This window comes from Bradyrhizobium yuanmingense, from assembly GCF_900094575.1.
In the GTDB taxonomy this organism is placed as follows: Bacteria; Pseudomonadota; Alphaproteobacteria; order Rhizobiales; family Xanthobacteraceae; genus Bradyrhizobium; species Bradyrhizobium yuanmingense.
The window spans coordinates 588,071-611,256 of the sequence record NZ_FMAE01000001.1; the positions used below are offsets into that span (position 1 = coordinate 588,071).

At 63.0% G+C, this 23,186-nt stretch carries 23 protein-coding genes; 5 read left to right on the plus strand and 18 right to left on the minus strand.

Translation table 11 applies throughout. From position 1 onward, the window contains the following. Window positions 1-185 precede the first annotated feature (185 nt). Complete coding sequence (locus GA0061099_RS02585; protein ID WP_036026105.1) at window positions 186-1,334, plus strand: amidohydrolase; 1,149 nt, start codon at window positions 186-188, stop codon at window positions 1,332-1,334. 1 nt (window position 1,335) lies between these two features. On the opposite strand, the gene GA0061099_RS02590 is transcribed toward GA0061099_RS02585, so the two are convergent. Further along, the gene (locus GA0061099_RS02590) at window positions 1,336-1,560 is read right to left on the minus strand and encodes a hypothetical protein (RefSeq protein ID WP_036026065.1); all 225 of its coding nucleotides are present in this window, start codon (window positions 1,558-1,560) and stop codon (window positions 1,336-1,338) included. 90 nt (window positions 1,561-1,650) lie between these two features. Here GA0061099_RS02590 and GA0061099_RS02595 point away from each other — a divergent pair, with 90 nt between their 5' ends. Then, on the plus strand, window positions 1,651-2,373 hold the full coding sequence (locus GA0061099_RS02595) for a DUF72 domain-containing protein (RefSeq protein WP_036026067.1): 723 nt from the start codon (window positions 1,651-1,653) through the stop codon (window positions 2,371-2,373). Between the two features lies 1 nt (window position 2,374). Here the strand turns inward: GA0061099_RS02595 and GA0061099_RS02600 are convergent, their stop codons facing one another. After that, window positions 2,375-3,562 (minus strand): CaiB/BaiF CoA transferase family protein, encoded by a 1,188-nt coding sequence (locus GA0061099_RS02600; protein WP_036026069.1) that lies wholly within the window; start codon window positions 3,560-3,562, stop codon window positions 2,375-2,377. 142 nt (window positions 3,563-3,704) lie between these two features. Further along, window positions 3,705-4,172 (minus strand): EF-hand domain-containing protein, encoded by a 468-nt coding sequence (locus tag GA0061099_RS41815; protein WP_036004194.1) that lies wholly within the window; start codon window positions 4,170-4,172, stop codon window positions 3,705-3,707. A 208-nt stretch (window positions 4,173-4,380) separates the two neighbouring features. Between GA0061099_RS41815 and GA0061099_RS02610 the strand changes: the two genes are divergently transcribed. Then, entirely contained in the window at window positions 4,381-5,268 is an 888-nt protein-coding gene (locus GA0061099_RS02610) for a VOC family protein (protein WP_036026071.1), read from the plus strand. A 30-nt stretch (window positions 5,269-5,298) separates the two neighbouring features. Here the strand turns inward: GA0061099_RS02610 and GA0061099_RS02615 are convergent, their stop codons facing one another. Genes GA0061099_RS02615 through GA0061099_RS02640 form a run of 6 tightly spaced genes read right to left on the minus strand, consistent with a single transcriptional unit; the run spans window position 5,299 to window position 11,179 of the window. Then, window positions 5,299-6,348, minus strand: coding sequence for a LacI family DNA-binding transcriptional regulator (locus GA0061099_RS02615; RefSeq protein ID WP_036026106.1), 1,050 nt, complete (start codon window positions 6,346-6,348; stop codon window positions 5,299-5,301). Next, the gene (locus tag GA0061099_RS02620) at window positions 6,345-6,989 is read right to left on the minus strand and encodes a ThuA domain-containing protein (protein WP_036004213.1); all 645 of its coding nucleotides are present in this window, start codon (window positions 6,987-6,989) and stop codon (window positions 6,345-6,347) included. Before GA0061099_RS02620 ends, GA0061099_RS02615 begins: the two co-directional genes overlap by 4 nt. A 10-nt stretch (window positions 6,990-6,999) precedes the next feature. After that, on the minus strand, window positions 7,000-8,097 hold the full coding sequence (locus GA0061099_RS02625) for a Gfo/Idh/MocA family protein (protein WP_036026073.1): 1,098 nt from the start codon (window positions 8,095-8,097) through the stop codon (window positions 7,000-7,002). Window positions 8,098-8,118: 21 nt separating this feature from the next. Next, a complete protein-coding gene (locus tag GA0061099_RS02630; protein ID WP_036026076.1) occupies window positions 8,119-8,964 on the minus strand; it encodes a carbohydrate ABC transporter permease in 846 nt (281 codons plus the stop codon). Further along, window positions 8,957-9,910, minus strand: coding sequence for a carbohydrate ABC transporter permease (locus GA0061099_RS02635; protein WP_036004167.1), 954 nt, complete (start codon window positions 9,908-9,910; stop codon window positions 8,957-8,959). Before GA0061099_RS02635 ends, GA0061099_RS02630 begins: the two co-directional genes overlap by 8 nt. A gap of 3 nt (window positions 9,911-9,913) precedes the next feature. Further along, window positions 9,914-11,179: an extracellular solute-binding protein gene (locus GA0061099_RS02640; protein ID WP_036026078.1), complete on the minus strand. Its 1,266-nt coding sequence runs from the start codon at window positions 11,177-11,179 to the stop codon at window positions 9,914-9,916. A gap of 161 nt (window positions 11,180-11,340) precedes the next feature. Between GA0061099_RS02640 and GA0061099_RS02645 the strand changes: the two genes are divergently transcribed. Together GA0061099_RS02645 and GA0061099_RS02655 are read left to right on the plus strand one after the other, a co-directional pair. Continuing rightward, on the plus strand, window positions 11,341-12,099 hold the full coding sequence (locus GA0061099_RS02645) for an SDR family NAD(P)-dependent oxidoreductase (RefSeq protein ID WP_036026107.1): 759 nt from the start codon (window positions 11,341-11,343) through the stop codon (window positions 12,097-12,099). A gap of 809 nt (window positions 12,100-12,908) precedes the next feature. Continuing rightward, the gene (locus GA0061099_RS02655) at window positions 12,909-13,187 is read left to right on the plus strand and encodes a hypothetical protein (protein WP_036026108.1); all 279 of its coding nucleotides are present in this window, start codon (window positions 12,909-12,911) and stop codon (window positions 13,185-13,187) included. 515 nt (window positions 13,188-13,702) lie between these two features. Here GA0061099_RS02655 and GA0061099_RS02665 read toward each other — a convergent pair. From GA0061099_RS02665 to GA0061099_RS02700, 9 genes are all read right to left on the minus strand, one after another. Then, complete coding sequence (locus GA0061099_RS02665) at window positions 13,703-14,416, minus strand: ABC transporter ATP-binding protein (RefSeq protein ID WP_036026081.1); 714 nt, start codon at window positions 14,414-14,416, stop codon at window positions 13,703-13,705. Continuing rightward, the gene (locus GA0061099_RS02670; RefSeq protein WP_036004179.1) at window positions 14,397-15,128 is read right to left on the minus strand and encodes an ABC transporter ATP-binding protein; all 732 of its coding nucleotides are present in this window, start codon (window positions 15,126-15,128) and stop codon (window positions 14,397-14,399) included. Before GA0061099_RS02670 ends, GA0061099_RS02665 begins: the two co-directional genes overlap by 20 nt. 32 nt (window positions 15,129-15,160) lie before the next feature. Then, a complete protein-coding gene (locus GA0061099_RS02675) occupies window positions 15,161-16,150 on the minus strand; it encodes a branched-chain amino acid ABC transporter permease (protein WP_036026083.1) in 990 nt (329 codons plus the stop codon). A gap of 16 nt (window positions 16,151-16,166) precedes the next feature. Continuing rightward, window positions 16,167-17,030, minus strand: a complete 864-nt coding sequence (locus GA0061099_RS02680; protein WP_036026084.1) for a branched-chain amino acid ABC transporter permease — start codon at window positions 17,028-17,030, stop codon at window positions 16,167-16,169. Next, window positions 17,030-17,188 (minus strand): hypothetical protein, encoded by a 159-nt coding sequence (locus tag GA0061099_RS41015; RefSeq protein WP_157783994.1) that lies wholly within the window; start codon window positions 17,186-17,188, stop codon window positions 17,030-17,032. Before GA0061099_RS41015 ends, GA0061099_RS02680 begins: the two co-directional genes overlap by 1 nt. Before the next feature lie 64 nt (window positions 17,189-17,252). Then, on the minus strand, window positions 17,253-18,428 hold the full coding sequence (locus tag GA0061099_RS02685; RefSeq protein WP_036026086.1) for an ABC transporter substrate-binding protein: 1,176 nt from the start codon (window positions 18,426-18,428) through the stop codon (window positions 17,253-17,255). 31 nt (window positions 18,429-18,459) lie between these two features. Then, a complete protein-coding gene (locus GA0061099_RS02690; RefSeq protein WP_036026109.1) occupies window positions 18,460-19,902 on the minus strand; it encodes a glutamine synthetase family protein in 1,443 nt (480 codons plus the stop codon). Between the two features lie 33 nt (window positions 19,903-19,935). Next, a complete protein-coding gene (locus tag GA0061099_RS02695) occupies window positions 19,936-21,294 on the minus strand; it encodes an aromatic ring-hydroxylating dioxygenase subunit alpha (RefSeq protein WP_036026089.1) in 1,359 nt (452 codons plus the stop codon). Between the two features lie 56 nt (window positions 21,295-21,350). Beyond that, window positions 21,351-23,036 carry an amidohydrolase gene (locus GA0061099_RS02700; protein WP_036026111.1) on the minus strand — a complete coding sequence of 562 codons (1,686 nt, stop codon included), beginning with the start codon at window positions 23,034-23,036 and terminating at the stop codon, window positions 21,351-21,353. Window positions 23,037-23,186: the final 150 nt, after the last annotated feature.

The following is a 23,186-nucleotide window of genomic DNA, read 5'->3' on the forward strand; positions in this document are numbered from 1 at the left end:
ACCCGGAATCTATTGGGCCGCGGAGCTCGCTGCACGATTGATTCCGGGTTCGCGCCAAGAGGCGCGCCCCGGAATGACGGAAAAAGCGCACATTGCTGCACGCGAGGCATTCCAAGGCGCAGGGTGCATGGCGGTGATAATCCTTTATGCTGACGGCAACCGACACCTTGCGAAAGACCCCTGCCTTGTCCCCCGAACTGCACCAGAAACTGACCGTGTGGCGCCGGCATCTGCATGCCCACCCGGAGCTGTCGCTCCAGGAGAAAGAGACCTCTGCCTTCGTGCAGGACAAGCTCACAGAGCTCGGCATTCCCTTCGAGGCTGGCATCGGCGGCCACGGCATCGTCGCGACCTTGAGGCGCGGCCACGCGCAGAGGCGGGTCGGCCTGCGTGCCGACATGGATGCGCTGCCGATCACCGAGGATACCGGCCTGCCCTATGCTTCGAAGACATCGGGCGTGATGCATGCGTGCGGCCATGACGGCCATACCGCCGCGCTGCTGGGCGCCGCAGCGCTGCTCGCCACTGATACCGATTGGAGCGGCACGGTCGACTTCATCTTCCAGCCGGCCGAGGAAGGCTTTGGCGGCTCGCGCGCGATGGTCGCGGCCGGGCTGTTCGACCGGTTTCCGATGGAGCGGATATTCGGCTTCCACAACTGGCCGGGCCTTGCCGCCGGCACCATCGCCGTGCACGACGGCGTGGTCATGGCCTCCGGCGGGCGCATCACCATCACGATCGAGGGCCACCCCGGGCACGCCGGCATGCCGCATCTGACGCGTGATCCCGTGGTGGCGGCCGGGCACCTCATCGTCGCGCTGCAATCGGTCACCTCGCGCGGCGTCGATCCGCTCGACACCGCCGTGCTGTCGCTGTGTACGATCGAAGGCGGCACCGCGCCGAACCAGATCGCCGGACGCGTCACCATCCGCGGCACGCTGCGCTACCACCGCGAAGTGGTCAAGGACGTCATCCTCGATGGCATCACGCGTACCTGCGCCGGGATCGCGACCAGCTTCGGCGTCAAGGTCACGCCCGAGATCGTCTGGGGCGTTGGCGTGGTGATCAACACGCCTGATGAGGCCGACCTCGCGCGCATCGCCGCGGAGAAGGTGCAGGCACCGGTACGGCGCGATCTCGCGCCCAGCATGGCCGGCGAGGATTTCGCCCATTATCTGCAGCAGCGGCCCGGCGCCTTCGTCTGGATCGGCAATGGCGAGTTGCGCGACGGCGCCGAGCTGCACGGCCCGCGCTACGATTTCAACGACGCGATCCTGCCCGTGGCTTCACGCTGGATGGCGGAAGTGGCCAAGGCGGCGCTGGCGACGAACTGACTTAGGAGATCTCGCGCGGCAGCTTCCAGTCCGGCCGCGGCGCGAACGTCTCCTCCGTCTCTTCGATGCGCTCGACGTGATAGCCGGCCGGCAGAATGTGGCCGCCCTCCTCGTCCGCAATGGGGACGTCCGTGACGAGGCCCTCGATCAAGGCAGCTTCCCACACTTCCTTCTCGGTCGGAAAGGGATTGCCGATCTGCTTGTTGCCTTCGAACAGCGCGTACATCGGTTCCGGTCCTCGCGTTCACGCTCACGAGAAACGTATCGGCCGCACGGACGTTCCCTCCGGCAAATGGCAACGGATGGTACGTAAAACATGGCGCGCGTTCTGATCGGAACTTCGGGCTGGCACTACGCTTCCTGGCGCGGCCCGTTCTTCCCCGAGGGCGTGACGCTGAAGCAGCAGCTCAGCTACTATGCCGGGCAGTTCGACACCACGGAGCTGAACGGGGTGTTCTACCGCACGCCAACGCCGGAGGCGGTGACGGGATGGCGGGAGCAGACCGGCCGCGATTTCGTGTTCGCCTGGAAGGCGTCGAAATTCATCACGCATTGGAAGCGCCTGTCGGAGCGCTCCGTCAACAGCCTCGAGCTGCTGGAGGACCGCATCTCCAGGCTCGGCGGCAAGGCCGGCCCGATCCTGTTCCAGCTGCCGCCGCAATTCGAGGCGAATGCGGACCGGCTCGCCTCGTTCTTCAAGCTGCTGTCGCGAAAGCGGCGTTACAGTTTCGAATTCCGCCATCCGAGCTGGTATCAGCCGCGCATCCTGCGGATGCTGGCTGAGGAGAACATCTCGCTGTGCCTGTCCGATCATCACGACGCGCCGGCGCCGTGGAAGCGCACGGCGGATTTCGTCTATGTGCGCGGACACGGGCCAAGCGGGCGCTATCACGGGCACTATACCAAGGCCACGCTGGCGCAATGGGCCAAGCGCATCAAGTCGTGGAAGCGGCAGGGCTGCGACGTCTACGTCTATTTCGACAACGACCAGAAGAGCGCCGCACCGGCCGATGCCAAGGCGTTGAAGCAGCTGCTGTGATCTAGATGATGCCCTCTCGCCGAAGCGCCGCGATCTCGTTTGCACCGTAGCCGAGATCGGCGAGGACGCGGTCGGTGTGCTCGCCGAGCGTCGGCGGACGGTGCGCGATCTCGCCCGGCGTTTCCGACAGTCGCACCGCGGCGCGGGCGACCGGCGCCTGCTTCGGCAAGCCCGGATAGTCGACGTCCTGCATGAAGCCGGCGGCGCGGATGTGCGGATGATCCAGCGCCTGTTGCGGCGAGAGCACGGGGCCGGTCGGAATCATCGCGTCGCCTAGCGTGTCGACGGCCTCCTGCGTGGTGCGCTCGGCACACCAGCGCGCCATCCGCTCGCTGATGATGCGGCCATTATTGCCGCGGCTGATGTCGTCGGCAAAGCGCGGATCGTTCAGCCACACCTCCTCCTCGCCCATCAGCCTCGCCCAGCGCTTGAACAGCGGATGACCGGTGACCTGGCACAGCACCCAGCCGTCCTTGGTGCGGTAGATGTCGGCGGGCGCCGCGGTCTGGCCGAGATTGCCCGTCGGCACGCGGTTGACGTCGATGACGGCCTGCTCGATCAGCGTGGCATTGGTAAAGGACAAAGCTGTTGCGAGCAGCGCGCCCTCGACGATCTGGCCGCGGCCGGACTTGCCGCGCTCGATCAGGGCGGCGAGCGTGCCGAACGCGCAGTGCAGCGCAGTGCCGAAATCGACCCAGTTCACCGCGGCGCGGTACGGCGGATCTCCGCTGCCGGTCATGTACACCGAGCCCGACATCACCTGGCCGACGCCGTCGAAGCCGACGCGGTCGGACCACGGGCCCGGCCCGCCGAACGCAGTCGCCGTGGTCAGGATGATGTCCGGCTTGATCGCCTTCAGCGAGTCGTAGTCGAGCTTCATCGCGCGCAGGGTCTGCGGCGGCAGGTTGGCGACCACGACGTCCGCGGTCGCGATCAGGCGGCGCATCACCTCCTGGCCTTCCGCCTTCATCGGATCGAGCGTGATGCCCTTCTTGTTGCGGTTGATCTGGAGGAACAGCGCGCCCTCGCCGCCTTCACCCACCGGCGCGACGAACCGATCCTCGCTGCCGTCGCGCTTCTCGACGCGGATGACCTCGGCCCCGAACTCGGCCAGCAATGTCGCGCAATAGGGCCCGGCGATATAGCGCCCGAAATCGAGCACGCGCACGCCCTCCAAGACTCCTCCCATCGCACCCTTCCCTGTTTTTTTTGCAGATTACAGGGACTGGCCGCCAGGGCAAGTTGGGAAGCGCGCATGCGATTTTCATCGTCACATCGCGAACGCCCCGATGAAGCCGCAGTTCGTGTACCCGCCTTGAGGTTCCCGCTCGCTATTGCTGCGGGGCGGAGCCCTTGCTCCTGTGCATGAACGCCATCATCTCCTCGAAAGTGAGCTTGCCGTCCTTGTCGCGATCCATTGCCTTGAAAATGCGTTCATGGGCGACCTGAAACTCGGGCAGCGAGACGTTCCCGTCTCCATCAGCATCCATCAGCGCGTAGACGATGCGGAAGACGACCGGCGGCTCCATGGCGGCACCGCCCATCGCGCCATGCCCTTTCATTCCTTGTCCCATCATTCCTTGTCCCATCATCCCGCGCCCCATCATTCCCATCATGTCTCCACCGCGCATCGGGCTCTGCCGCTCGGCGGATGGGTTGGCAGGAGAACTCGACTGCGGGGATGCCGGCGTCTGCTCCTGTCCGGGATGATGACCTTGATGGTCCGCTGGCGATTGAGCCAGAGCTGGCTGGCCCAGGATGGCGAGCAGCAACGCTGCAGCAACGGTTCGACCTAGCATGACGCTTCCTCCGGCCTTGATGTCGGTCCGACGAGCTTGCCGAACGTCATCGGAATTATCTTGAGCCAAGTCAAAAAGGCGGCTGGTGGGCCAGGTTTTTCACCCCGCCCCGTGCGGAGGAAGCGGCGCGGTCACCGACGGAAACTCGACGGCCGGAAACTATGCTCTAAGATGCACCGGTTCGTCCCCCAGCGAGAAGTGCACACCCATGCCGCAGCAATTCGATCGGTCCGCAGAAGATCTCGGCAACGCCATCCATTTCGAGCACGTCAACATCCAGGTCCCGGACCAGCGCCTCGCCACGCTGTTCTACGTCGCCGGGCTCGGGCTCACCCGCGATCCCTATCTGATGGTGTCCGACACCAACATGTGGATCAATGCCGGGCGGAGCCAGTTTCATCTGCCGAGCGGCCGGCCGCAGGTGCTGCGCGGACATATTGGCCTCGTCATCGAAGGCCGCGAGGCGCTGCTGGCGCGGCTTGCAACGGTCGCGAAGAAACTCGAGGGCACCGCGTTCGCGTTCAGGGAGCACAACGACCATGTCGAGGCGGTTTGCCCCTGGGGCAACCGCGTGCGCTGCTACGAGCCCGACGCGGCGCGGTTCGGCCGGATCGCGCTCGGCATTCCCTATGTCGAGCTCGACGTGCCGATGGGATCGGCAGCCGGCATCTGCGCCTTCTACCCTGAAGTCATGGGCATGCCCGCGAGCTTGCGGAACGGCGATGGCACTGTGGCCGCCGTGAAGACGGGCCGCAACCAGCATCTGCTGTTTCGCGAGACCGACCGGCCGCAAGCCGACTATGACGGTCACCACGTGCAGATGTACATCACGGACTTCTCCGGCCCCTACCGCAAGCTGCTTGCGCGCAAGCTGATCTCGCGCGAGGACAATCAATACCAGTACCGGTTCTGCGACATCGTCGACCTCGACAGCGGCAAGAAGCTGTTCACGGTCGAGCACGAGGTGCGCTCAGCGACCCATCCGATGTTCATGCGTCCGATGGTCAATCGCAATCCGGCGCTCAACAACCGCAATTACGCGGTCGGCCACGACGAGTCGTCCTGGGCGATGGGGCCGGATCAGTACGAGGGGTAGTCCTCGCGCGGCGCTTCCGTGCGCTTCACGCTACGGCAGATTGTCCCGCAGGAAAATGTCGATGCGGATGCGCTCCTGGTCGGGGCTGATCGGCTCGCCCGAACAATGCGCGAGCAGGACTCGCGCCGCAGACCGCGCCTCATGGCCGGCATCCTGGTTGATGACGGCGTCGAGCGTGCCGCGCACCAGGAACCGCCTGGTGTGCTCGGTCAGCTCATGGGTGATCCAGACCACCTCGCGCGCGCGGCCCGAGGCCTCGAGCGCATCGGCGATGCCGCGGTTTCCGGCGCCGCAGCAATAGATGCCGCGGAGGTCGGCATGGCGGGCGAGCAGCGCGGCCGTGAGGTCCCGGGTGCGGTCGCTGTCGTCGCGCCCCTCGATGACAGGCAGTGCGGACAGGCTCGCATACTCGCTCGACAGGATCTGGTGGAAGCCGAACTGCCGTTCGGTGTGATCGCGCAGCGACAACGATCCCGCAATCACGGCGACGGTGCCCTCGCGTCCGGCAAGGAAGCGTCCCATCAGGGTGGCGGCGGTGCGGCCCGCGGCCGGATTGTCGATCCCGACATAATGCACCCGGGACGAACTCGGCGCGTCCGACACCAGGGTGACCACGGCAACCCCGCGCGCGACGAGCTCGTCGATCGCGGCGCGCACCCGGGGATGATCGAGCGCGATGACGGCGACGCCCCGATAGGCCGGCGAGAGGTTCTCCAGCGCTCGGGCAAGGACATCGGGGTCGAACACGTCGACATGGTGGATGTCGATGAAGCCGCGATGGCCGGCGAGCCAGTCCGCGGTGCGCGCGACCTGCTCGCCGAGGTTGGTCATGAAGCTGTTGCTGCCGGTCGGCAGCACGAAAGCGAAGCGGAAGGTCTGCCCGCGGGCGAGCCGCGCCGCGGCAACATCGGCGCGATAGCCGAGCTTTGCCACCGCGGCCTCGACACGCGCGACGGTCTTGGCGCGGACACCCTCGCGCCGGTTGACGACGCGATCGACGGTGGCGAGCGAAACGCCCGCCGCGCGCGCAACGTCCTCGAGCGTGGCCCGAAGCACCGGCTGGGTCGCGCCTTCAGTCATTCGCGCGCGGCCCACAGCATGCCGCGGGTCATCAACGTCCGGATCTCCGGCACGTCGAGCTCGTAGGCGCGGTGGCCCAGCGAGGAATAGAATACCCTCCCCGCGCCATAGCGCTTCTTCCACACCACCGGCATCACCACGCCCTCGATCCAGGGCGCGTGCTCACCGGTGAAGGTCGTCGTTGCCAGGACCTCGATGGCGGGATCGACATGCATGTAATATTGCTCGGACCGATGCTCGAAGCTCTTCAGACCCGTCATGATCGGATCGTCCGGTTTCGTCAAGTCGACCTTGTAGTCGATGATGTTGCCGGGATGGGCGACCCATTGCCCGCCGCACAGGAACTGGTAATCGACCGATTCGCGGAAGGCATCGCACATGCCGCCATGATGGCCGGCAAGCCCGACGCCGCTGCGCACCGCATCGCAGAGGTTGAGCGCTTCCGCCTTCTCGATCTTGGACATCGTGTAGATCGGTATGATGAGCGACAGATCGTGGATCGCGGGATCGGCAAAGGCTGCCGTCGTGGTTTCGATCCGCACCTCGAAGCCTTCGGCCTTCAGCCAGCCACGGATCATCGACGCGCAGAGATCGGGATCGTGCCCCGGCCACCCACCCCATACAATCATTGCCTTGCGCATGGTCATTCCCTCAATCGATCTGTCCGGTTTCGCGTCCCGCCGGCAGCATCGCCGGGCGCTCGACGCGGCTCTCGATCCCGACGCGGCGGCCCTCGTCGGCGGAAGTCTGGAACGCCTCCATCACCTCCAGCACGTGGAGGGCGAGCGCGCCGCTGGCGCGATGCGGTCGGTCGTTCAGGATCGCGCCAGCCATGTCGGCGACGCCGATCGAGCGGAACTCGCCCTCGACGTGGCCGTGCGTCAGCGGCATCACCTCCCATTCGCCGCCGGTTTTGGCCACCTGAACCTCGCCGCCGAAGCGATTTGGATCCGGCACCAGCATGCTGCCCTTGTCGCCGTAGATCTCGATCGGCGCATGCCGATGTTTCGGCACGTCGAAGCTCATCGTGATCGACACGACCGCCCCGCTTTCGAACTCCAGCGTCCCCGCGACATGGGTCGCGACCTCGACCGGAATCAGCGCGCCGTTCATCGGCTGGCTGGTAACGAGGCGCTCGGTTTTGGGGCGCGCGGTCGAGCCCATCACGCCGGCGACCGGGCCGAGCAATTGCACGAGATCGGTGATGTAGTACGGCCCCATGTCGAGCATCGGCCCGCCGCCGCGCAGGTAATAGAAGCCGGGCGCCGGGTGCCAGCGCTCGTGGCCGGGGCAGCCGAAGAAAACGCTGCCCGCGACGGGCGTGCCGATCGCGCCGTCGTCGATCAGCTTGCGCGCGGTCTGATGGCCGCCGCCAAGGAACGTGTCGGGCGCGCAGCCGACGCGCAGGTTCTTCTGCGCGGCGAGCTCCATGACCTTGCGCGCCTCAGCGACATTGATGCCGAGCGGCTTCTCCGAGTGGACGTGCTTGCCGGCATTCAGCACCGCGAGGCTGACATCGGTGTGGGCGAGCGGCACCGTGAGATTGACGATTATTTCGACGTCGTCGCGCTTCAACAATTGGTCGACCCGCATTCCCGGCAAGCCGAAGGCCGCGCCCTGGCGTTCCGCAATCTCGCTGCGCATGTCGGCGAGCGCCCTGACCTCCATGACCGGAAAGCGCTGGGCCGCCTTGAGATAGGCGGTGCTGATCACCCCGCAGCCGATGATTCCGATGCCGACTTTTCTCATGTTATCTCCTCAGAATACGGCTCATCCCTTGACCGCGCCCGCGGTGAGGCCGGCCACGATGTGCTTCTGCGCCAGCAGGAACAGAATGATCGTGGGCAGGATGGTGAGCGTGATGAAGGCCAGGATCAGGTGCCATTCGGACGAGTATTCGCCCTGATAGACCATGATGCCGAGCGGCCAGGGATACAGCGCGTCGGTGTTCAGCATCACCAGCGGCAGCAGGTAGGCGTTCCAGCTGTTGACGAAGGTGATGGTGCCGACGGTCGCCAGGATCGGACGCGACAAGGGCAGCGTCACATAGCGGAAGAATTTGATGTAGCTGCAGCCGTCGACCAGCGCCGCCTCGAGCAGCTCGTACGGAATGTCCTTGAAGAAACGGCGTAGCAGCAGCACGCTCATGGCGAGGCTGAACGCCACCTGCGGCAGCGCGACGCCGAAATAGGTATCGAGCAGGCCGAGATCGCGCACCTTGATGAACAGAGGCAGCACGGCGGTCGCGGCGGGAAACAGCAGGCCCAGCGTCAGATAGCTGAGTAGCATCGATGAGCCGAAGAACCTGACATGGGCGAAGGTGAACGCGGCCATCGAAGCCGTGATCAGGGTCAGCGCCACCGCCAGCGTCGAGATGACAAGCGAATTGCGCAGGAGCTGCCAGTAGCGCGCCGAGAACAGGATGTCGGCGTAGTTCTGCCATTCCCATTGTGCGGGCAGGCCGAACGGATTGACACGGAGCTCGCCGAGCGACTTGAAGCCGCCGAGCAGGGTCGCGAGCAACGGCACCAGGACGAAGATCGCGACCAGGCCGAGGAACAGCGCCTTGAACAGCGCTGCGGGATCGAACGCGTTTCTGGCCCCGGCACTATTCATCGCGCATGAACCATCGCTTGTAGGTGAAGGCAAAAGTCACGCAGATCGCGAACAGGATGACGCCGATGGCGCTGCCATAGCCGACGCGCATGCGCGAGATGCCATTGTTGTAGAGAAAGCTCACCAACGTGTTGGAGGAATCGGCCGGTCCGCCGCGCGTCAGCGGCATGACGAGATCGAACAGCTGCAGCGATCCGATGATGGCGAAGAACACCGACAGGCGGATCGTCGGATAAAGCAAGGGGATCACGACGTGGCGCAGCGTCTGCGTCCGCGTCGCGCCGTCGATACGGGCGGCCTCGACCAGGTTTTTGTCGAGGCTCTGGAGCGCGGCGATGAACAGCATCATGTGGAAGCCGAAATATTTCCAAACCACCACGATCAGCACCGCCAGCATCGCCGTGTCGGTCGAGGCCAGGAGATGCGGAGGCTCGGCGCCGAACGTGCGCCAGATCGAGGCGACGAGGCCGTAATCGCCGTCATAGACGAAGCTGAAGATCAGCCCGGTTGCGATCTCGGCGAGGATATAGGGCATGAAGAACAGCATGCGCAGCGCCACGGCGCCACGAAACTTTTCGGCCAGCATGAGGGCGAGCGTCAGCGCAAGCGGCAGCTGGATGGCGAGCGAAACGGCGATGATCAGCCCGTTGTTGCGCAGCGCGAGCCAGAAGGCCCGCGTCTCCAGCACGAAGCGGTAATTGTCGAAGCCGATCCAGTTCGTCGGCCTGCCGAACCCGTTCCAGTTGAAGCCCGAGTACCAGGCGGCCTCGCCGATCGGCAGCACCACGAACAGCGTGAACAGCAGCAGCGCGGGCGGCAGGAACAGAATCAGGACAGTGAAGCGGCCATCCCAGCCTGGGCCACGAACCGCGCCACGAGTCCCGACCTGGGGGGCCGCCTCACCGGCAACGCCGATCGGCGACGACATCGCGATCCGTCGCGCCACCGGTCAGTTACCCTGCTTGTACGCCGCTTCGATGGCTTTCGCAGCGTTCTGCGGGCTCATGCTGCCGCCGGCGATCTCCGCGGTGACGTCGTTGACGACGCGACCGACCGACGGGCCGAGGCTCTGGTCATAGAAGTTCTGGTGATAGTTGGACTTGGCCAGATTGGCCGCGATCTGCTTCATGAAGGCGCTGTTGAGGCCGGCCTCGCCGCCCTTGACGACGGGAACGATGAAGTTGCCGGCGGCAAGCCGCGCCTGCACGTCCTTGGAGATAAAGAATTTCAGGAAGTCGGTGGCTTCCTTGGGCGCCCCCTTGGTGATCAACCAGCCGGTGATGCCACCGAGCGTGTCTGACGGCTCACCCTTGCCGCCGGGTACGACCGGAAAATCGAACCAGCCAAGCTTGTCGTCGCTGAGACCAACCTTGTCGGCGGCAAGCGCGCGCTGGGTGTGATAGAAGGACGAGATGGCCAGGATCATCGCGGCCTTGCCGTCGCCGAAATAGCCGACGGCCTGCGGATTCTTGAAGCCGAGGAAGCCGTTCTGGAAGGGCTGCAGATCGACCAGCTGCTTGAACAGCTCACCTGATTTCTGGAAGGTCTCGCCGGCGAACCCGCCATTCTCGCCCTTCAGTGCTGCATCGAAGCCCGGCTTGCCGCCGATGCGCACTGCGAGATGCGTCCAGTAAAAATGCAGCGGCCATTTATCGGCACCGCCAACCACAATCGGCGTCACGCCCGCGGCCCTCAGCGTTTTCACTGCGCCGAGCAGATCGTCCCATGTCTTGATCTTGCTCGCGTCGACATTACCCTTGGCCATCAAGTCCTTGTTGTAGAGGAAGCCGACCTGCGAGAGCGCGGTCGGCAGGCCATAGACCTTGCCGTTGCTGGTGAAAGCCGCGAGCGCTGCCGGTGCGATCGTGTCGCTGTAGCCGCCGCTTTTCACGGAATCGGTGATGTCTGCCAGGACGTCGGCCTCGATCTGGGTCTTCAGCACTCCGCCGGCCCAGCTATAGATGATGTGCGGCCGATCCTTCGATTGCAGGATGGTCGGCAGCTTGGCCTTGTAGGCCTCGTTCTCGAGGAACTGCATCTCGACCTTCACACCTGGGTGCGACGCCTCATAGCTGCGTGCGACCTCCTCCCAGATCTTCACCTGGGCCGGATTGACCTCGATGTGCAGCCATTTGACCGTGGTGTCGGCTGACGCGGAACTGGCCCAAAGCAGGCATGCGGCAGCGGCGAGTCCCAGTTTCCCGAGCAATCTCATCACATCCTCCCGACCGTCTTTTATTCTTTGACGCAATCCTGCCCTCAATTTTTGAGGTGCGCAACACAATTTCTGATCTATGCACCTCACCAATGGAATGGCTATGGTTCGCGAAAGAGTCGACGCGGCCTGCCGCGCCGGCCGCAACAAACGAGGTGCCCATGGCTGCGATCTATTCCGACCTCGCCGGCAAGGTCGTGCTCGTCACCGGTGGCGCAGCCGGAATCGGCGCGGCGATCGTGCGGCGCTTTGCGGAGCAGAAATCCAAGGTGGTGTTCTTCGACATCAAGGTCGAGGAGGGACAGCGCCTGGCGCGCGAGCTATCCGAGCAGGGATTGGCCGCGCATTTCCAGCATGTCGATCTCACCGACATCCCTGCGCTGCGTGCCGGCGTCGTCGCGGCACGCAAGGCTCATGGCCCGATCAACATCCTGATCAACAATGCCGCGCATGACGAGCGGCACAACACCGAGGAGATGACGCCGGACTATTGGGACGACCGCATCGCGGTGAACCTGAAGCACCAGTTCTTCGCATCTCAGGCCGTGTTGCCGGACATGAAGGCGGCCAATGCCGGCGCCATCATCAATTTCGGCTCGGTATCGTGGATCGCAGGACAAGGCGGCATGGCCGCCTACACCGCCAGCAAGTCAGGCGTGATCGGGCTGACGCGCTCGCTGGCGCGCGACTACGGCCCCTACAACATCCGAGTCAATGCGATCGCGCCAGGCTGGATCATGACCGAGCGGCAGCTCGAGAAATGGATGACGCCGGCCGGCGAGATCGAGTTGCAGCAGCGACAATGCCTGAAGCGCCGACTCATGCCGGACGAGGTTGCGAAGTTCACCGTCTTCCTCGCCTCCGACGAGGCGTCCGCCTGCACCGCCCAGCACTATATCGTCGATGGTGGCTGGGTCTGAGATGCCTTGAGGATCCAGTCGGAAAATCTGACCCGGGCGCGGCTGCGCGAAGCTCACGAAGTCAAGGACGCAATGGATCAGGCTGGTTGTGACCGGCTGGCGCCGTGGTCGCGCGTGGCCGACCGATGCCCTCGCTCAAGGTCTTGCCGCTGGCGACATTGACGAAGTGCAGCGAGGCGCAAGCGGGACACCGGACCGGGACGTGCGTGTCCGCGGCGTCGGAGCCTGTGCCGGAAATCCAGTGCTGCACGTTCACGCCCGTGCGGGGGCATTTGAAGATGACGTTGCGCTCCATGCTGGAGATATGCGCCCGTCGCGGCGACCTGGAAATTGCGGGCCAATACTTACGCAGATGTCCTGAACGGATTGACGCGAGCAGCGGTGAAGACATCGCGCAGCGCTTGTAAGCAGGTTGCCGATTGAGAAGCGTTCGGTCGAATACCGCCGCCTCCTTTGAGCTGGATCAAGACATGTTTGCGACGCCGGCGATAGTCTTGTGTCGGCATCGGGAACGCTTTTTCTAGGTCCCCTTTGCCGGAGCGAGCGACGTTTGGATTTCGAGGCCTTCCCGGCGCCGCTTTCACGGAGAGTGCAGAAGACCGCGAACATGGAGTCGGCCGGAGAGCGGCTCCGCCGGAGAGTTCGATGGAACGAAGATCGGCAGCGCGGGTTTGCTGGACGAGTTCAGACCCTGGATGGAAGAGCCACGCGAACAATCGGCCTCGGCGCTCCCATCGAGCCCGAGGCCGATTTTCGTCGAAGCCAGTGCATGGTCTGGACAAGGGAGGATGCCGATCAGGAGAACCGACATGCTTGCCGACATTGACACCGACGATCTCACCGAGGTCGTGCGCTACGCCCTGGAGACGACCCGCGCGACGACGGCCTGCCCGTTCCATCGGGACGTGATCGTCCGCATCGGCGATGACGCCGCCGAGAGTCACGCCTTCGAGCGCGCCAAGCGAATCGTCAGATGCGACGGCGCCGAATGGAACAAGGAGGCTCTCAGGGCCGAGCTCGGCCGCCAGCTCGGCGCAGCCGCCGACGGCCGCTGCCCGAAGTGCGATCCGACCGCCTCGTGCACCTAGCGCGCCGCGATTTGCAAAATGTTGCGGCGCCACGCGTCGGCGACGAGCCATGCAGATCGACCCGCTCCGGCGACTTAACTTGTGTGAAGGCCGCAGATGGAATTGGCACCTAGCCTGAACGACGCGCGTCGTGCATCAGAGGTCAGACTTCCCGTGAAAGTGACAAAGCCGATCGCCTCGATCATGCGCGGGAGTTCCAAGACGGATCCTCCGTCGCCGGACGGGAACGACGAATGTCAGCTGCCGCCATCGGCCGAGAGGCGTCAGGTCGTCGATGAGTACGCCGAAAACTTGCGCAAGATCATCCGAAGACTGCTTGGAAGGCTGAACTGACAGCGCTTGCGGTCGTCCTTGAGCGCTTTGCGGCAAGGGATCAACTTGTCCGGCCCTTTGGCGTGCGATCGTGCTGCCGGTTCGCCTTTCCGGGCGAGCGCTACGGCCAAACCCCGCCGCCCCGACGGGGCAAGGGTGATACGAGCTTGCCCATTGTCTCGATGACAAGGAAGCCGCATGCCTCAGTGCACCCCAACACCGAGCAGGCGCTCGACCATTTTGGGGTCGTCGCGCAAGTGCGAGCATTCACCACTCCAGACCGCTTTGCCGCGTTCAACCACCATGACATGATCGGCAAAGCGCAGCGCTCGTTCGATCTGCTGCTCGACCAAAACGATGGTCATCTCACCAGAACTCGCCAGCGCGGTGATGATTTCCATGATCTGATCGCAGATCACCGGCGCGAGCCCCTCGAGCGGCTCATCCAAGAGGAGAACTGAAGGCCTTCCCAGCAGCGTCCTGGCGAGCGAGAGCATCTGCTGCTCGCCGCCCGATAATTGCGTTCCGAAATGGCGTCGACGTTCGGCCAACCTCGGAAACATCACGTAGACCTCTTCAAGTGCCTCTCGACCTCGATCCTTGAGACCCGCGACCAGGTTTTCCTCCACCGTCAGCGACCGAAATATGTCGCGTGTCTGCGGTACGTAACCGAGACCTCGTTGAGCGCGTATCGATGCCTTGGTATCCGTGAGATCAGCCTCGCCCAGGAATACTTTTCCCCCATGATGGGTCGTCAGACCCATCAGCGATGCGAGCAAAGTCGTCTTGCCGACTCCGTTTCGACCAAGGATGCTGAGACGACCTCCGGGCAACACCTCGAAAGACATCTGATCGATGATACGGGTGGGACCATACCCGGCACTGAGACCTTTGACTTCAAGACGCGTGGCGGGCATCTGCGTAGCTACCTAGATAAGCTCGACGGACTTCCTGATGGTGCGTGACTTCTGCCGGATCGCCCTGGAAGATCAGCTTTCCGTTGGCGAGAACGAGCACACGGCGGGCAAATTTGAACACCAGGTCCATGTCATGCTCGATCATCAAGACCGCGATATCAGATGGCAATCTGTCGATCGCCTCGATGATCTTGGAGGACTCCTCCGACGGAACCCCTGCCGCGGGCTCGTCCAGGAGCAGGACCTTCGGCTCGAGAGCAAGCCCGATTGCCAGGTCAAGAAGGCGCTGCTGACCGTACGCCAGTTGCGAGACCTGCCTGTCGGCCAGATGGGCGATACCGAGCGTTCCAAGGGCCCGCTCCCACTCCCGACGAACGTCCGGCCGATCCATCGGGCAGGAAAACATGCTTCTCGTGAGCCCCTTTCGTTGCATCACGGCGAGCGCGACGTTTTGTGCGACCGTCAGGCTCTTGAAGAGCCTCGTGATCTGAAATGTCCGGATCAAGCCGGCGTCGACGCGATCGGAAATCGGTAGCGCGGTGACATCAACACCAGCGAGGTGGACGGCACCCTGTGAAGGGGTCAAGTCACCGGAGATGACGTTGACGAGCGTGGTTTTGCCCGCGCCGTTCGGGCCAATCAACGCGACCCTTTCTCCCTTCCCGATACTGAAGGAAATATCATCGTTGACCCGCATCCCGCCGAAGGACATCGAAACGTTTCGCAGTTCGAGCAGCGGCCGGCTCACGGGCGCCTCCTCATCACCGAGGCGGTGCGACCAGCAAGCAAGCCTCCAAGGGACACCAGGCCTTTCGGGGCGAACAAAACGACCGCGATCAGCAACGCACCGACCATGGTCATCCAATGGAATGGATTCGCAGCCGAGACGTAGTGCTCGAACACTTGAAAGACGATGGATCCGATCAGCGCGCCCCAGAGACTGCCTGCGCCACCCAGGACCAGCATGACGAGAGCTTCAGCCGACCGCTCAAATCCGATGCTATCCAGTCCCACGACGCCCGTATTGATGGCATTGAGAGCACCACCAATTCCGCCAACAACCCCCGACACGCCATACATCAGCACGAGCCGGGGATACACGCGGGCACCGATCATCCGAGCTCGCAGGCTGTCATCCTTGATTGCCTGACAAAGCAGGCCGAACGGAGAGTGCACGATTCGAAGCAGCACCACGAACACGACCATAAGCACCGCAACGGAGAACACATAGCCGGTGCGACCATACATGTCGAACGCATAGACCCCGAAGACTCGTCCAGGCGAAATGCCGGACAATCCGTCGCTTCCGCCCGTCAGGCTGGACAGTTTGTTGGCCAGCGCCGCGACGAGCTGTCCGACGGCAATGGATAGCACGAGCTGGGGGAGACCCTTGAACCTCGTGACAAGGACGCCTGAGACCAGCCCCATCACGGCACCGGCCACCGCCCCCACGAGCAACAACAGCAGGGGGTCGGAATGTCCGGCAAGGCATGCGTTACCCACGACGTAGGCGCTCACACCGTAGATCGCAGCATGTCCAAGGGTGGCGACACCGCAATACCCCGTGACCAGATCGAGCGACAGCACCAGAAGCGTGATGCTGATCAGTCGCGTCAGAAACGCGAGGTCATCCGGAAAAAGCGTGTAACCGAGCACTCCGAGCGCCAGCGTGATTGCGACAGCGCGCAGCTCAAGCGGCACGGAAAAACGCGGCGGGCTCACGCCATCGACCATGGCTCGATCGGTCACGTCAGTGCCTCCTGCCCAAAAGGCCGTTCGGGAACAGAAACACGACCAGAATGACCGCAAGATAGAAGAAGAACTCACCATATTCGGGTGCAAGATACTTGCCGGTCGTGTCCGCGAGGCCAAGCAATATCGATGCCGCCACGGCGCCCGGGATCGATCCTGCCCCGCCGACCGAGACGACGACAAGGAACGTCACCATATATCTGAGCGCGTAAAAAGGTTCGACGGGCAACAGTTCGGCGCCCACCACGCCCCCGAACGCCGCCAGGCCGACCGCAAGCGCGAAGGTCGCGGAAAAAAGGATCTGCGTCTTGATTCCGAGCGACTCGGCCATGTCACCGTTGTCGACCGCGGCACGCAGCCGGATCCCAAACTCGGTGCGGTCGATCAGTAGCCAGAGCAAGCCCGCGGTGCACACTCCGCAAATCGTCACGAAAATCCGATGAGCCGGGATCATTCGGAAGCCGAGATCGACGGGACCGCTCAGCAGCGGAGGCAGCGGAATGGATTTGGTTGTCGGGCCAAGAATGTAGTTGGCAACGCCAATGATGACGAACGCGATGCCGATCGTGAGCAATATCTGGGTCAGCTCATCGGACTTGCGATAAATCCGGCGGTAGAGAAGAAACTCGAGCGGAAAGGCGATCGCGATGGTGCCGAGGACCGCCAGGACAATCGCGAGTGGATATCCCGCGTTCTTGAGCGCAAAAGACGCGAGATATCCCCCGATCATCGCAAATGCGCCATGAGCGAGGTTCACTACCCTCATCAGGCCCATCATAATGGATAGGCCGATGGAGATGATGAAAAGCACCATGCCGTACGAGAGGGCATCTAGCCCGATGCTGAGACCCGTCCACGCCATTAGTTGAATGCTTCCGCGGCTTTTCGGATCTGGAGCCGCTCGGCAGCCAGCCCGAACAGGTGGATGTGCGCGTCCGTCAAGCCGGGTATCATCCGGTCGCTGGCATCGCGATAGATGCGACCGTTGACGAAGCGAATAGACTGCGACCGACCACTCATTCCGGGCCCTTCTCCGACACGATGAAGAGATCGCTCGCGAGATCTACATCGCGAGCGATCCGCTCTAATTCTTCGCCAGGCCCCAGTCCGGCTGCGCATCGAACGTTTGCAGTTCCTTGTTGAGGAGCTTGCCGTCCTGCTTCACGACTTCGCGCAGATAAACGTTCTGACGAATATGCCGGGTATCCGGGTCGATCGACACGGGGCCACGCGGACTGACCCATTTCATGCCCTTCACGGCCGCAAGGGCTTTGTCCGGGTCCTTTTGGCCGTTGGTGGCCTCAACCATCTTGTAGATGAGCCGAGCACCGTCATAGGCCGCGACCGACGCCATGGTGATGTCGTCAGCCTTGGCGCCAGCCTTGATCAGATCGGCCAGGAAGGCTTTGTTCTCTGAAGACTCATGCGAGACCGCGTAGTGGTAAGTCGACAGGATGCCTACGCCGCTGTCACCGATAGTCGGAAGATCGGGCTCGGTCACGACATCACCCGTGGACAACAACTTCACGCCAGACGCTTTCAGCCCGTTGTCGATATAGGCCTTGACGAACCCCAGGGTTGGTGGACCGGCCGGCAAGAATGTGAAGATCATGTCTGCGCCGGAATCCTTGATCCTTTGCATGATCGGGCCGAAGTCGGTCGTATTGAGCGGCATCCTGATCGATTGGACGATGGTGCCTCCATCTGCCTCGAACGTCTTTTTGAAGGCCGATTCGGCATCGATGCCGGGGCCGTAATCGCTGACGGCGATCGCCACCTTCTTGGCCGCTCTGGCCTTCGCCACCTTCGCCGCGGGGACCGTGTTCTGCCACATCGTAAAGGACGTCCGCACGATGTAGGGGCTCTTCTCGACGATCGCGGACGTCGCGGCGTTCATGACGATCATAGGCACCTTCGCTTCCTCGAGAAGCGGAGCGACGGCCAGGGCGTCCGGAGTGAAGTACAGTCCCGCGATGTACTGAACCTTCTCCTTGACGATCAACTCCTGAGCCAATGATTTCGACTTGGCGGGGTTCGGCGATTCTTCGTCGCGATAGACAAACTCGATCTGATGATCGCCCACTTTCGATCCATGCTTGGCCACCCAGGCGTCAATGCCGTACTTGAAGTTCTGGCCGAACAAGGCATACGGACCGGACATGGTGCCGATGATCCCCACCTTGATGGTGTCGCACTGCGCCGGCGACATCCAGGCAGTGGCAATCGCGACGGCCCCAACAAGTCCAAACCTCAAGCTCATATCTCTCTTCTCCCGCTTCGGTGATGCTGTTTCAGAACATTTCGAAATATTCTCGCTGCTCCCACTCGGTGACCGTCGATTGGAAGCGCTCGATTTCCGCGTTCTTGATGAAAACGTAGTAGTCGACGAATTTCTCTCCCAGAGCCTCGCGGAAGAAGGGGTCATCGCGCAACGCGAACACCGCCTCGCGCAAGGACGTCGGCAGGAGGTTCGCCTTGGTCTCGTAGGGAGTGTCCGCCGACGGACCGGGATCGAGCTGGCGATCAATGCCGTTGAGGCCGGCCAGAATCTGCGACGCCATGTAAAGATAGGGGTTTGCGGCCGGCTCGCCGATCCTGTTTTCGAGCCGGGTGGCTTTATCGTCGGGACCGCCCAGCACGCGGATCATGACGCCCCTGTTGTCGCGTCCCCAGATCGCCCGATCCGGAGCCAGCGAATAGGAACGGTAGCGTTTGTAGCCATTGATCGTCGGCGTCGAGAAGACCGCGGATGCCCTGGCATGCTCCAGCAGCCCGGCCATATAGTGCTTGCCAAGGTTCGACAGGCCGGCCGGTTCGCTGGTCATGAACGCGTTGACGCCGTCTGTTCGGGAGACCAGCGATTGGTGAAGGTGCCACCCCGATGACATCACGTTCGGTATCCGCGGCCGGCACATGAAGGTCGCGTGATAGCCGTGGCGGTTGCAGATCTGCTTCACTGCCGTACGAAACAGCACCATGGTGTCCGCCGGCTCAATGCCGACGGTGGGCTGGAACACGAACTCGCACTGGCTCGGGCCGTATTCCAACTCGATCGACCGAAGCGGCAAGCCCAGCGCCACGATGTTTTGCCTGATCAGCTCGAGCGCAGGCTCCATCTGGTCGTAACGTTGCTCCGTCAGGTGCTGATAGCCCTGCGAAAGCAGGCTGACCTCCGGAGGCTCACCCGGTTGGCCGGGACTGCCGGCGTCCCAAGGCGCCAGTCGGGGATTCTCGACTCTGAAGATGTGGCATTCGACCTCGAGGCCCGCTTTGAAATCATAGCCCCGGTCTTTGAGCTGCCCCAGCACGGATTGATACAGGCCCCTGGAGGCGAAGGGCACGGGTCGTCCATCGGAGAAGTAGAGGTCGCAAAGCACCCACCCGGTTTTTGATGCCCAGGGGAGAAGCTTGAAGGTGGTGGGATCAGCGACCATCAAGATGTCGCCTCCCCCCTGCATCTCGTGCATCCCGAACCCGCCGCCGGCGGTGAAGACGGGAAACACCGTGCGGTGAGAGGTATCTTTCGCGAGCAATGTCGTCGTTATCGAGCAGCCACTCTCGATCGACGAGAGCGCCTCGGAAGCGACCAGCGCCTTGCCGCGCAAGATGCCGTGCTGGTCCGGAAAGGAGAGCCGGATCGTATGCAACTCCTGCTCCTCCGCCATCCGCCGCATGCGGATGGCAGCCTCCTTCTGTTCGGCCGACCAGAGACCGTGCTTTTCGACGAAACTCAACGACATCTCCTTTGCTGAGCTGGGCGGCCTGGCTTATTCGGCGGCGGTCAGGTGAGGCACCTTCTTGGCGAGCTCGGCGGGCACCGGCGCGGCCCAGGGAGCGCCCCGACGACGCTTGACGTCCACTTCCATCCAGTAGGTTTCCCAGCCCTTCGTCGGACCGATGCCGTCCATTGTGGCCGGCCCCTGGATGCTGCGCGCGCTGGCAGCGTCGAGGAACAACAGCGGCTTGCCCCCGGAGGCCACCTTCTCGATCTCCTGGCGAAGCAGCCGGCGGTACTGAATGATCGCCTTGTCGGATTGCCCGAGATGCTCACGCGTCCGGTCCTGAATAGCGCCCATCGACTCGACGGCCCACTGGTCGTGGACGTTGATGTCCGCGCCCATGCCGGTGTAAGTCTCGGTCGCCTGCTCGTGCGGGTCGAAGCCGTAGTCGTTCGACTTGTTCTTCCGCGAGCGGTATTCCGGCAATTCGTAAAGCTCGAGGCGCTGCGCGCGCATTTTCGCCTTGTCGACGGGCGCGGCGTAGCTGGTGAAAATCGCATACCAATAGCAATTCACGTCGTCGACGGGCACGTGCCACTGGGTAATCGTCATCTCCGTGCTCATCGGAATGACGAACGCATGCGGGAATAGCTGGTTGGTGACGCGAACGTGGGTGCGCTGCTCGTCGATTTCTCGCAAGGCGATGAGCCGCAGGCCGTATTCGGTGTGCTCGACGTTGATGATCGGCCGGTCGTACTCGCGCAGGACCTTCGTCATGGGCATTTCCGAGTCGGCCGACGCACCGCGAAACTGCTTGCCATAGGCCGCCGATGTATCCTCATCCTCGAAGAACCGGTGAAGGAACGATGCGTGAGCCGGGTCGATGCCGACTTCCAGCGCCTGCAGCCAATTGCATTCGATCAGGCCCTTGAAGGCGAAGGTGTATTCGTCCGGCGCCGCGAAGCAGTCGATCTCCGGAAACGCGGGCGGCTCGCCTTCACCCAAATACGCCCACAGGATTCCACCCTTCTCCACGACGGGGTAGGACCGCTGCTTGATATTTTTGCAGAGCGAGGAGTTTGCAGGCTCGGCGGGCGTCTCGAGACACTGTCCCGTGACGTCGAACAGCCACCCGTGGAAGGCGCAGCGCAGGCCACCGTTCTCGAGCCGGCCGAAGGCAAGGTCGGCGCCCCGATGCGGGCAGTCGCGATCGAGCAGGCCATAGCGCCCCGTTTCGTCCTTGAACAGAACGAAGTTCTCGCCGAGAAGCTTGACGGCCTTGATGGGGCGCCCCTCCGCGAGTTCGTCGACGAGCGCAGCAGGCTGCCAATACATCCGCATCAGCTTTCCCGCAGGCGCCTTCGGTCCGACGCGGGTAATGAGGTCGTTCTGCTCTTGGCTCATCATGACTTGGATCTCCTCTCTCGGCTTCGAGATGCGTCCTCATGCTATCGGGACGCAGACTAACGCTGAAACACGATCTTGCCGCCGACGATCGTCAGGTCGGCTTTGATGTCTTTGATCTGCTCCTCGGGGACCGTCATGAGGTCCGCCGACAACACGGTCAGGTCCGCGAGTTTTCCGGCCTCGATCGTCCCCTTCTCGTTCTCTTCGAACATATAGTGCGATGCCGCGCTGGTGTAGAGGCGCAGCGCCTGCTCGCGGCTGACGGCTTCGTTCGCTCCATAAACGCGTCCGGCGAGATCCTTGCGGGTTACCATGACGTAGATGTTGATGAAGGGATTGATCGTGTTCACCGGAAAGTCGGTGCCTGCGCCGAGGCTGTTCAGCCCCACCTTCTCGATGAGAGTTTTCGTGGGCACGGCCCGATTGGCGACCGCCGCACCCAGGAAGCGCTCGACGGTGGCCGCCTTGTCCCACATGAAAACGTTCTGGAGGTCGACTCTGACACCGAGGCGTTTCGCGCGCTCCATTTGCTCGGGCACTATCAAGCTTCCATGGATCAGGACGAAACGCCGATCCTTGATCGATTTCTCCTTGTCGGCCGCTTCGAATGCATCAAGGACGTGGTCGATGCCCTTGTCGCCGACGGCATGGACACCCACGCGCCAATTGTGGCGATTGCAAATGGACACCAGATCCTTGAGGCGTTGCGGCGATTGCTGGGCAATGCCGTGGTAGCCATCATGCGAGTCTGGATAGGCCTCGCGCATGAGCGCCGTCTTGAGCGTCATGCCGCCATCGTAAAGGATCTTGATTCCGGCGAACTTCAGCCAGTCATCGCCAAAGCCGGAGGAGGCGCCGTTGCCTCGCATGATGGCCTCCCAGGCCGCGTTCTCGGCGGGGGGTTCCGGGCGCCACATGAGACCGACCCGTAGCGTTGCTTCACCGGCCTGCGCCACGCGCTGCAGGGCCGCGATGTCCCTGGGCGAGGTGGCCCCTTCTACGGCGCTGGTGATCCCGAACGAGTTCAGCACACCTTCCGCGAGCTTGAATTGGCGAAACTCGTCGTCCGCCGTCCACTCCGGAACGGTCTTTTCGACCTGATCGATCGCCGTCTCGACCAGAACGCCGGTCAGGTCACCGGCACTGTCGCGCTCAAACGATCCGCCGCTTGGGTTTGGCGTGGCCTTGGTTACGCCGGCCTTCTCGAGCGCCATCGAATTGGCCATCGAGAAGTGGCCAACGGTCCGGAGATAGACCGGATTGTTCGGCGCGACGCCGTCGATTTCCTGGCGTGTCAGGTAACGCTTTTCCGCGAGCTGTGACGGGGGATGCCAGGCGCTTCCGATGATCCACTCGCCGGGCTTTTTCTTCGCCACGAACTGCTTGATGCTTGCGAGGGCATCCGCAACAGTCTTGGCGCCGCTCATGTTGACGACGTAGTCGGACAGACCGGCAGCCTTGAAATGCGCGTGCGTGTCGATCAGCCCGGGAACGACAGTCTTGCCCTGCAAGTCGATCGTGCGGGTGCGATTTCCGGCCAACGCCTTGATCGTCGCCGCGTCTGCTACGGCCAAGATTCTTCCGTCGCGAACGGCAAGCGCTTCCGCAACCTTTGACTGACCGTCCATGGTGAGAATCTTGCCGTTGATCAAGGCAAGCGAGGGAGCATTGGCCTCCTGCTGCTGGGCAAACGCCGCGCCTGATGTCAGCACCACTCCCACGATCGCTGTCGTCAGCTTCATTGCATCCTGCCCTTTCGTTCGGTAGTCGAACATTAGTTCGATATCGTTCAGAATGACTCCAATGTGACGCGCAAGCAAGCAAAATATTTCCGCATAACTTGCCTAATGGAACCGCAGCGGCGGCCAACAGGTCGGGATTGAGGGTCCGCC

Excerpts from the sequence above, each read along its gene's own strand:
- GA0061099_RS02590 (WP_036026065.1), bottom strand. The coding sequence starts at position 1,560 with ATGTACGCGCTGTTCGAAGGCAACAAGCAGATCGGCAATCCCTTTCCG.
- GA0061099_RS02595 (WP_036026067.1), top strand. The coding sequence starts at position 1,651 with ATGGCGCGCGTTCTGATCGGAACTTCGGGCTGGCACTACGCTTCCTGG.
- GA0061099_RS02600 (WP_036026069.1), bottom strand. The coding sequence starts at position 3,562 with ATGGGAGGAGTCTTGGAGGGCGTGCGCGTGCTCGATTTCGGGCGCTAT.
- GA0061099_RS41815 (WP_036004194.1), bottom strand. The coding sequence starts at position 4,172 with ATGCTAGGTCGAACCGTTGCTGCAGCGTTGCTGCTCGCCATCCTGGGC.
- GA0061099_RS02610 (WP_036026071.1), top strand. The coding sequence starts at position 4,381 with ATGCCGCAGCAATTCGATCGGTCCGCAGAAGATCTCGGCAACGCCATC.
- GA0061099_RS02615 (WP_036026106.1), bottom strand. The coding sequence starts at position 6,348 with ATGACTGAAGGCGCGACCCAGCCGGTGCTTCGGGCCACGCTCGAGGAC.
- GA0061099_RS02620 (WP_036004213.1), bottom strand. The coding sequence starts at position 6,989 with ATGCGCAAGGCAATGATTGTATGGGGTGGGTGGCCGGGGCACGATCCC.
- GA0061099_RS02625 (WP_036026073.1), bottom strand. The coding sequence starts at position 8,097 with ATGAGAAAAGTCGGCATCGGAATCATCGGCTGCGGGGTGATCAGCACC.
- GA0061099_RS02630 (WP_036026076.1), bottom strand. The coding sequence starts at position 8,964 with ATGAATAGTGCCGGGGCCAGAAACGCGTTCGATCCCGCAGCGCTGTTC.
- GA0061099_RS02640 (WP_036026078.1), bottom strand. The coding sequence starts at position 11,179 with ATGAGATTGCTCGGGAAACTGGGACTCGCCGCTGCCGCATGCCTGCTT.
- GA0061099_RS02645 (WP_036026107.1), top strand. The coding sequence starts at position 11,341 with ATGGCTGCGATCTATTCCGACCTCGCCGGCAAGGTCGTGCTCGTCACC.
- GA0061099_RS02655 (WP_036026108.1), top strand. The coding sequence starts at position 12,909 with ATGCTTGCCGACATTGACACCGACGATCTCACCGAGGTCGTGCGCTAC.
- GA0061099_RS02665 (WP_036026081.1), bottom strand. The coding sequence starts at position 14,416 with ATGCCCGCCACGCGTCTTGAAGTCAAAGGTCTCAGTGCCGGGTATGGT.
- GA0061099_RS02670 (WP_036004179.1), bottom strand. The coding sequence starts at position 15,128 with ATGTCCTTCGGCGGGATGCGGGTCAACGATGATATTTCCTTCAGTATC.
- GA0061099_RS02675 (WP_036026083.1), bottom strand. The coding sequence starts at position 16,150 with ATGGTCGATGGCGTGAGCCCGCCGCGTTTTTCCGTGCCGCTTGAGCTG.
- GA0061099_RS02680 (WP_036026084.1), bottom strand. The coding sequence starts at position 17,030 with ATGGCGTGGACGGGTCTCAGCATCGGGCTAGATGCCCTCTCGTACGGC.
- GA0061099_RS41015 (WP_157783994.1), bottom strand. The coding sequence starts at position 17,188 with ATGAGTGGTCGGTCGCAGTCTATTCGCTTCGTCAACGGTCGCATCTAT.
- GA0061099_RS02685 (WP_036026086.1), bottom strand. The coding sequence starts at position 18,428 with ATGAGCTTGAGGTTTGGACTTGTTGGGGCCGTCGCGATTGCCACTGCC.
- GA0061099_RS02695 (WP_036026089.1), bottom strand. The coding sequence starts at position 21,294 with ATGATGAGCCAAGAGCAGAACGACCTCATTACCCGCGTCGGACCGAAG.
- GA0061099_RS02700 (WP_036026111.1), bottom strand. The coding sequence starts at position 23,036 with ATGAAGCTGACGACAGCGATCGTGGGAGTGGTGCTGACATCAGGCGCG.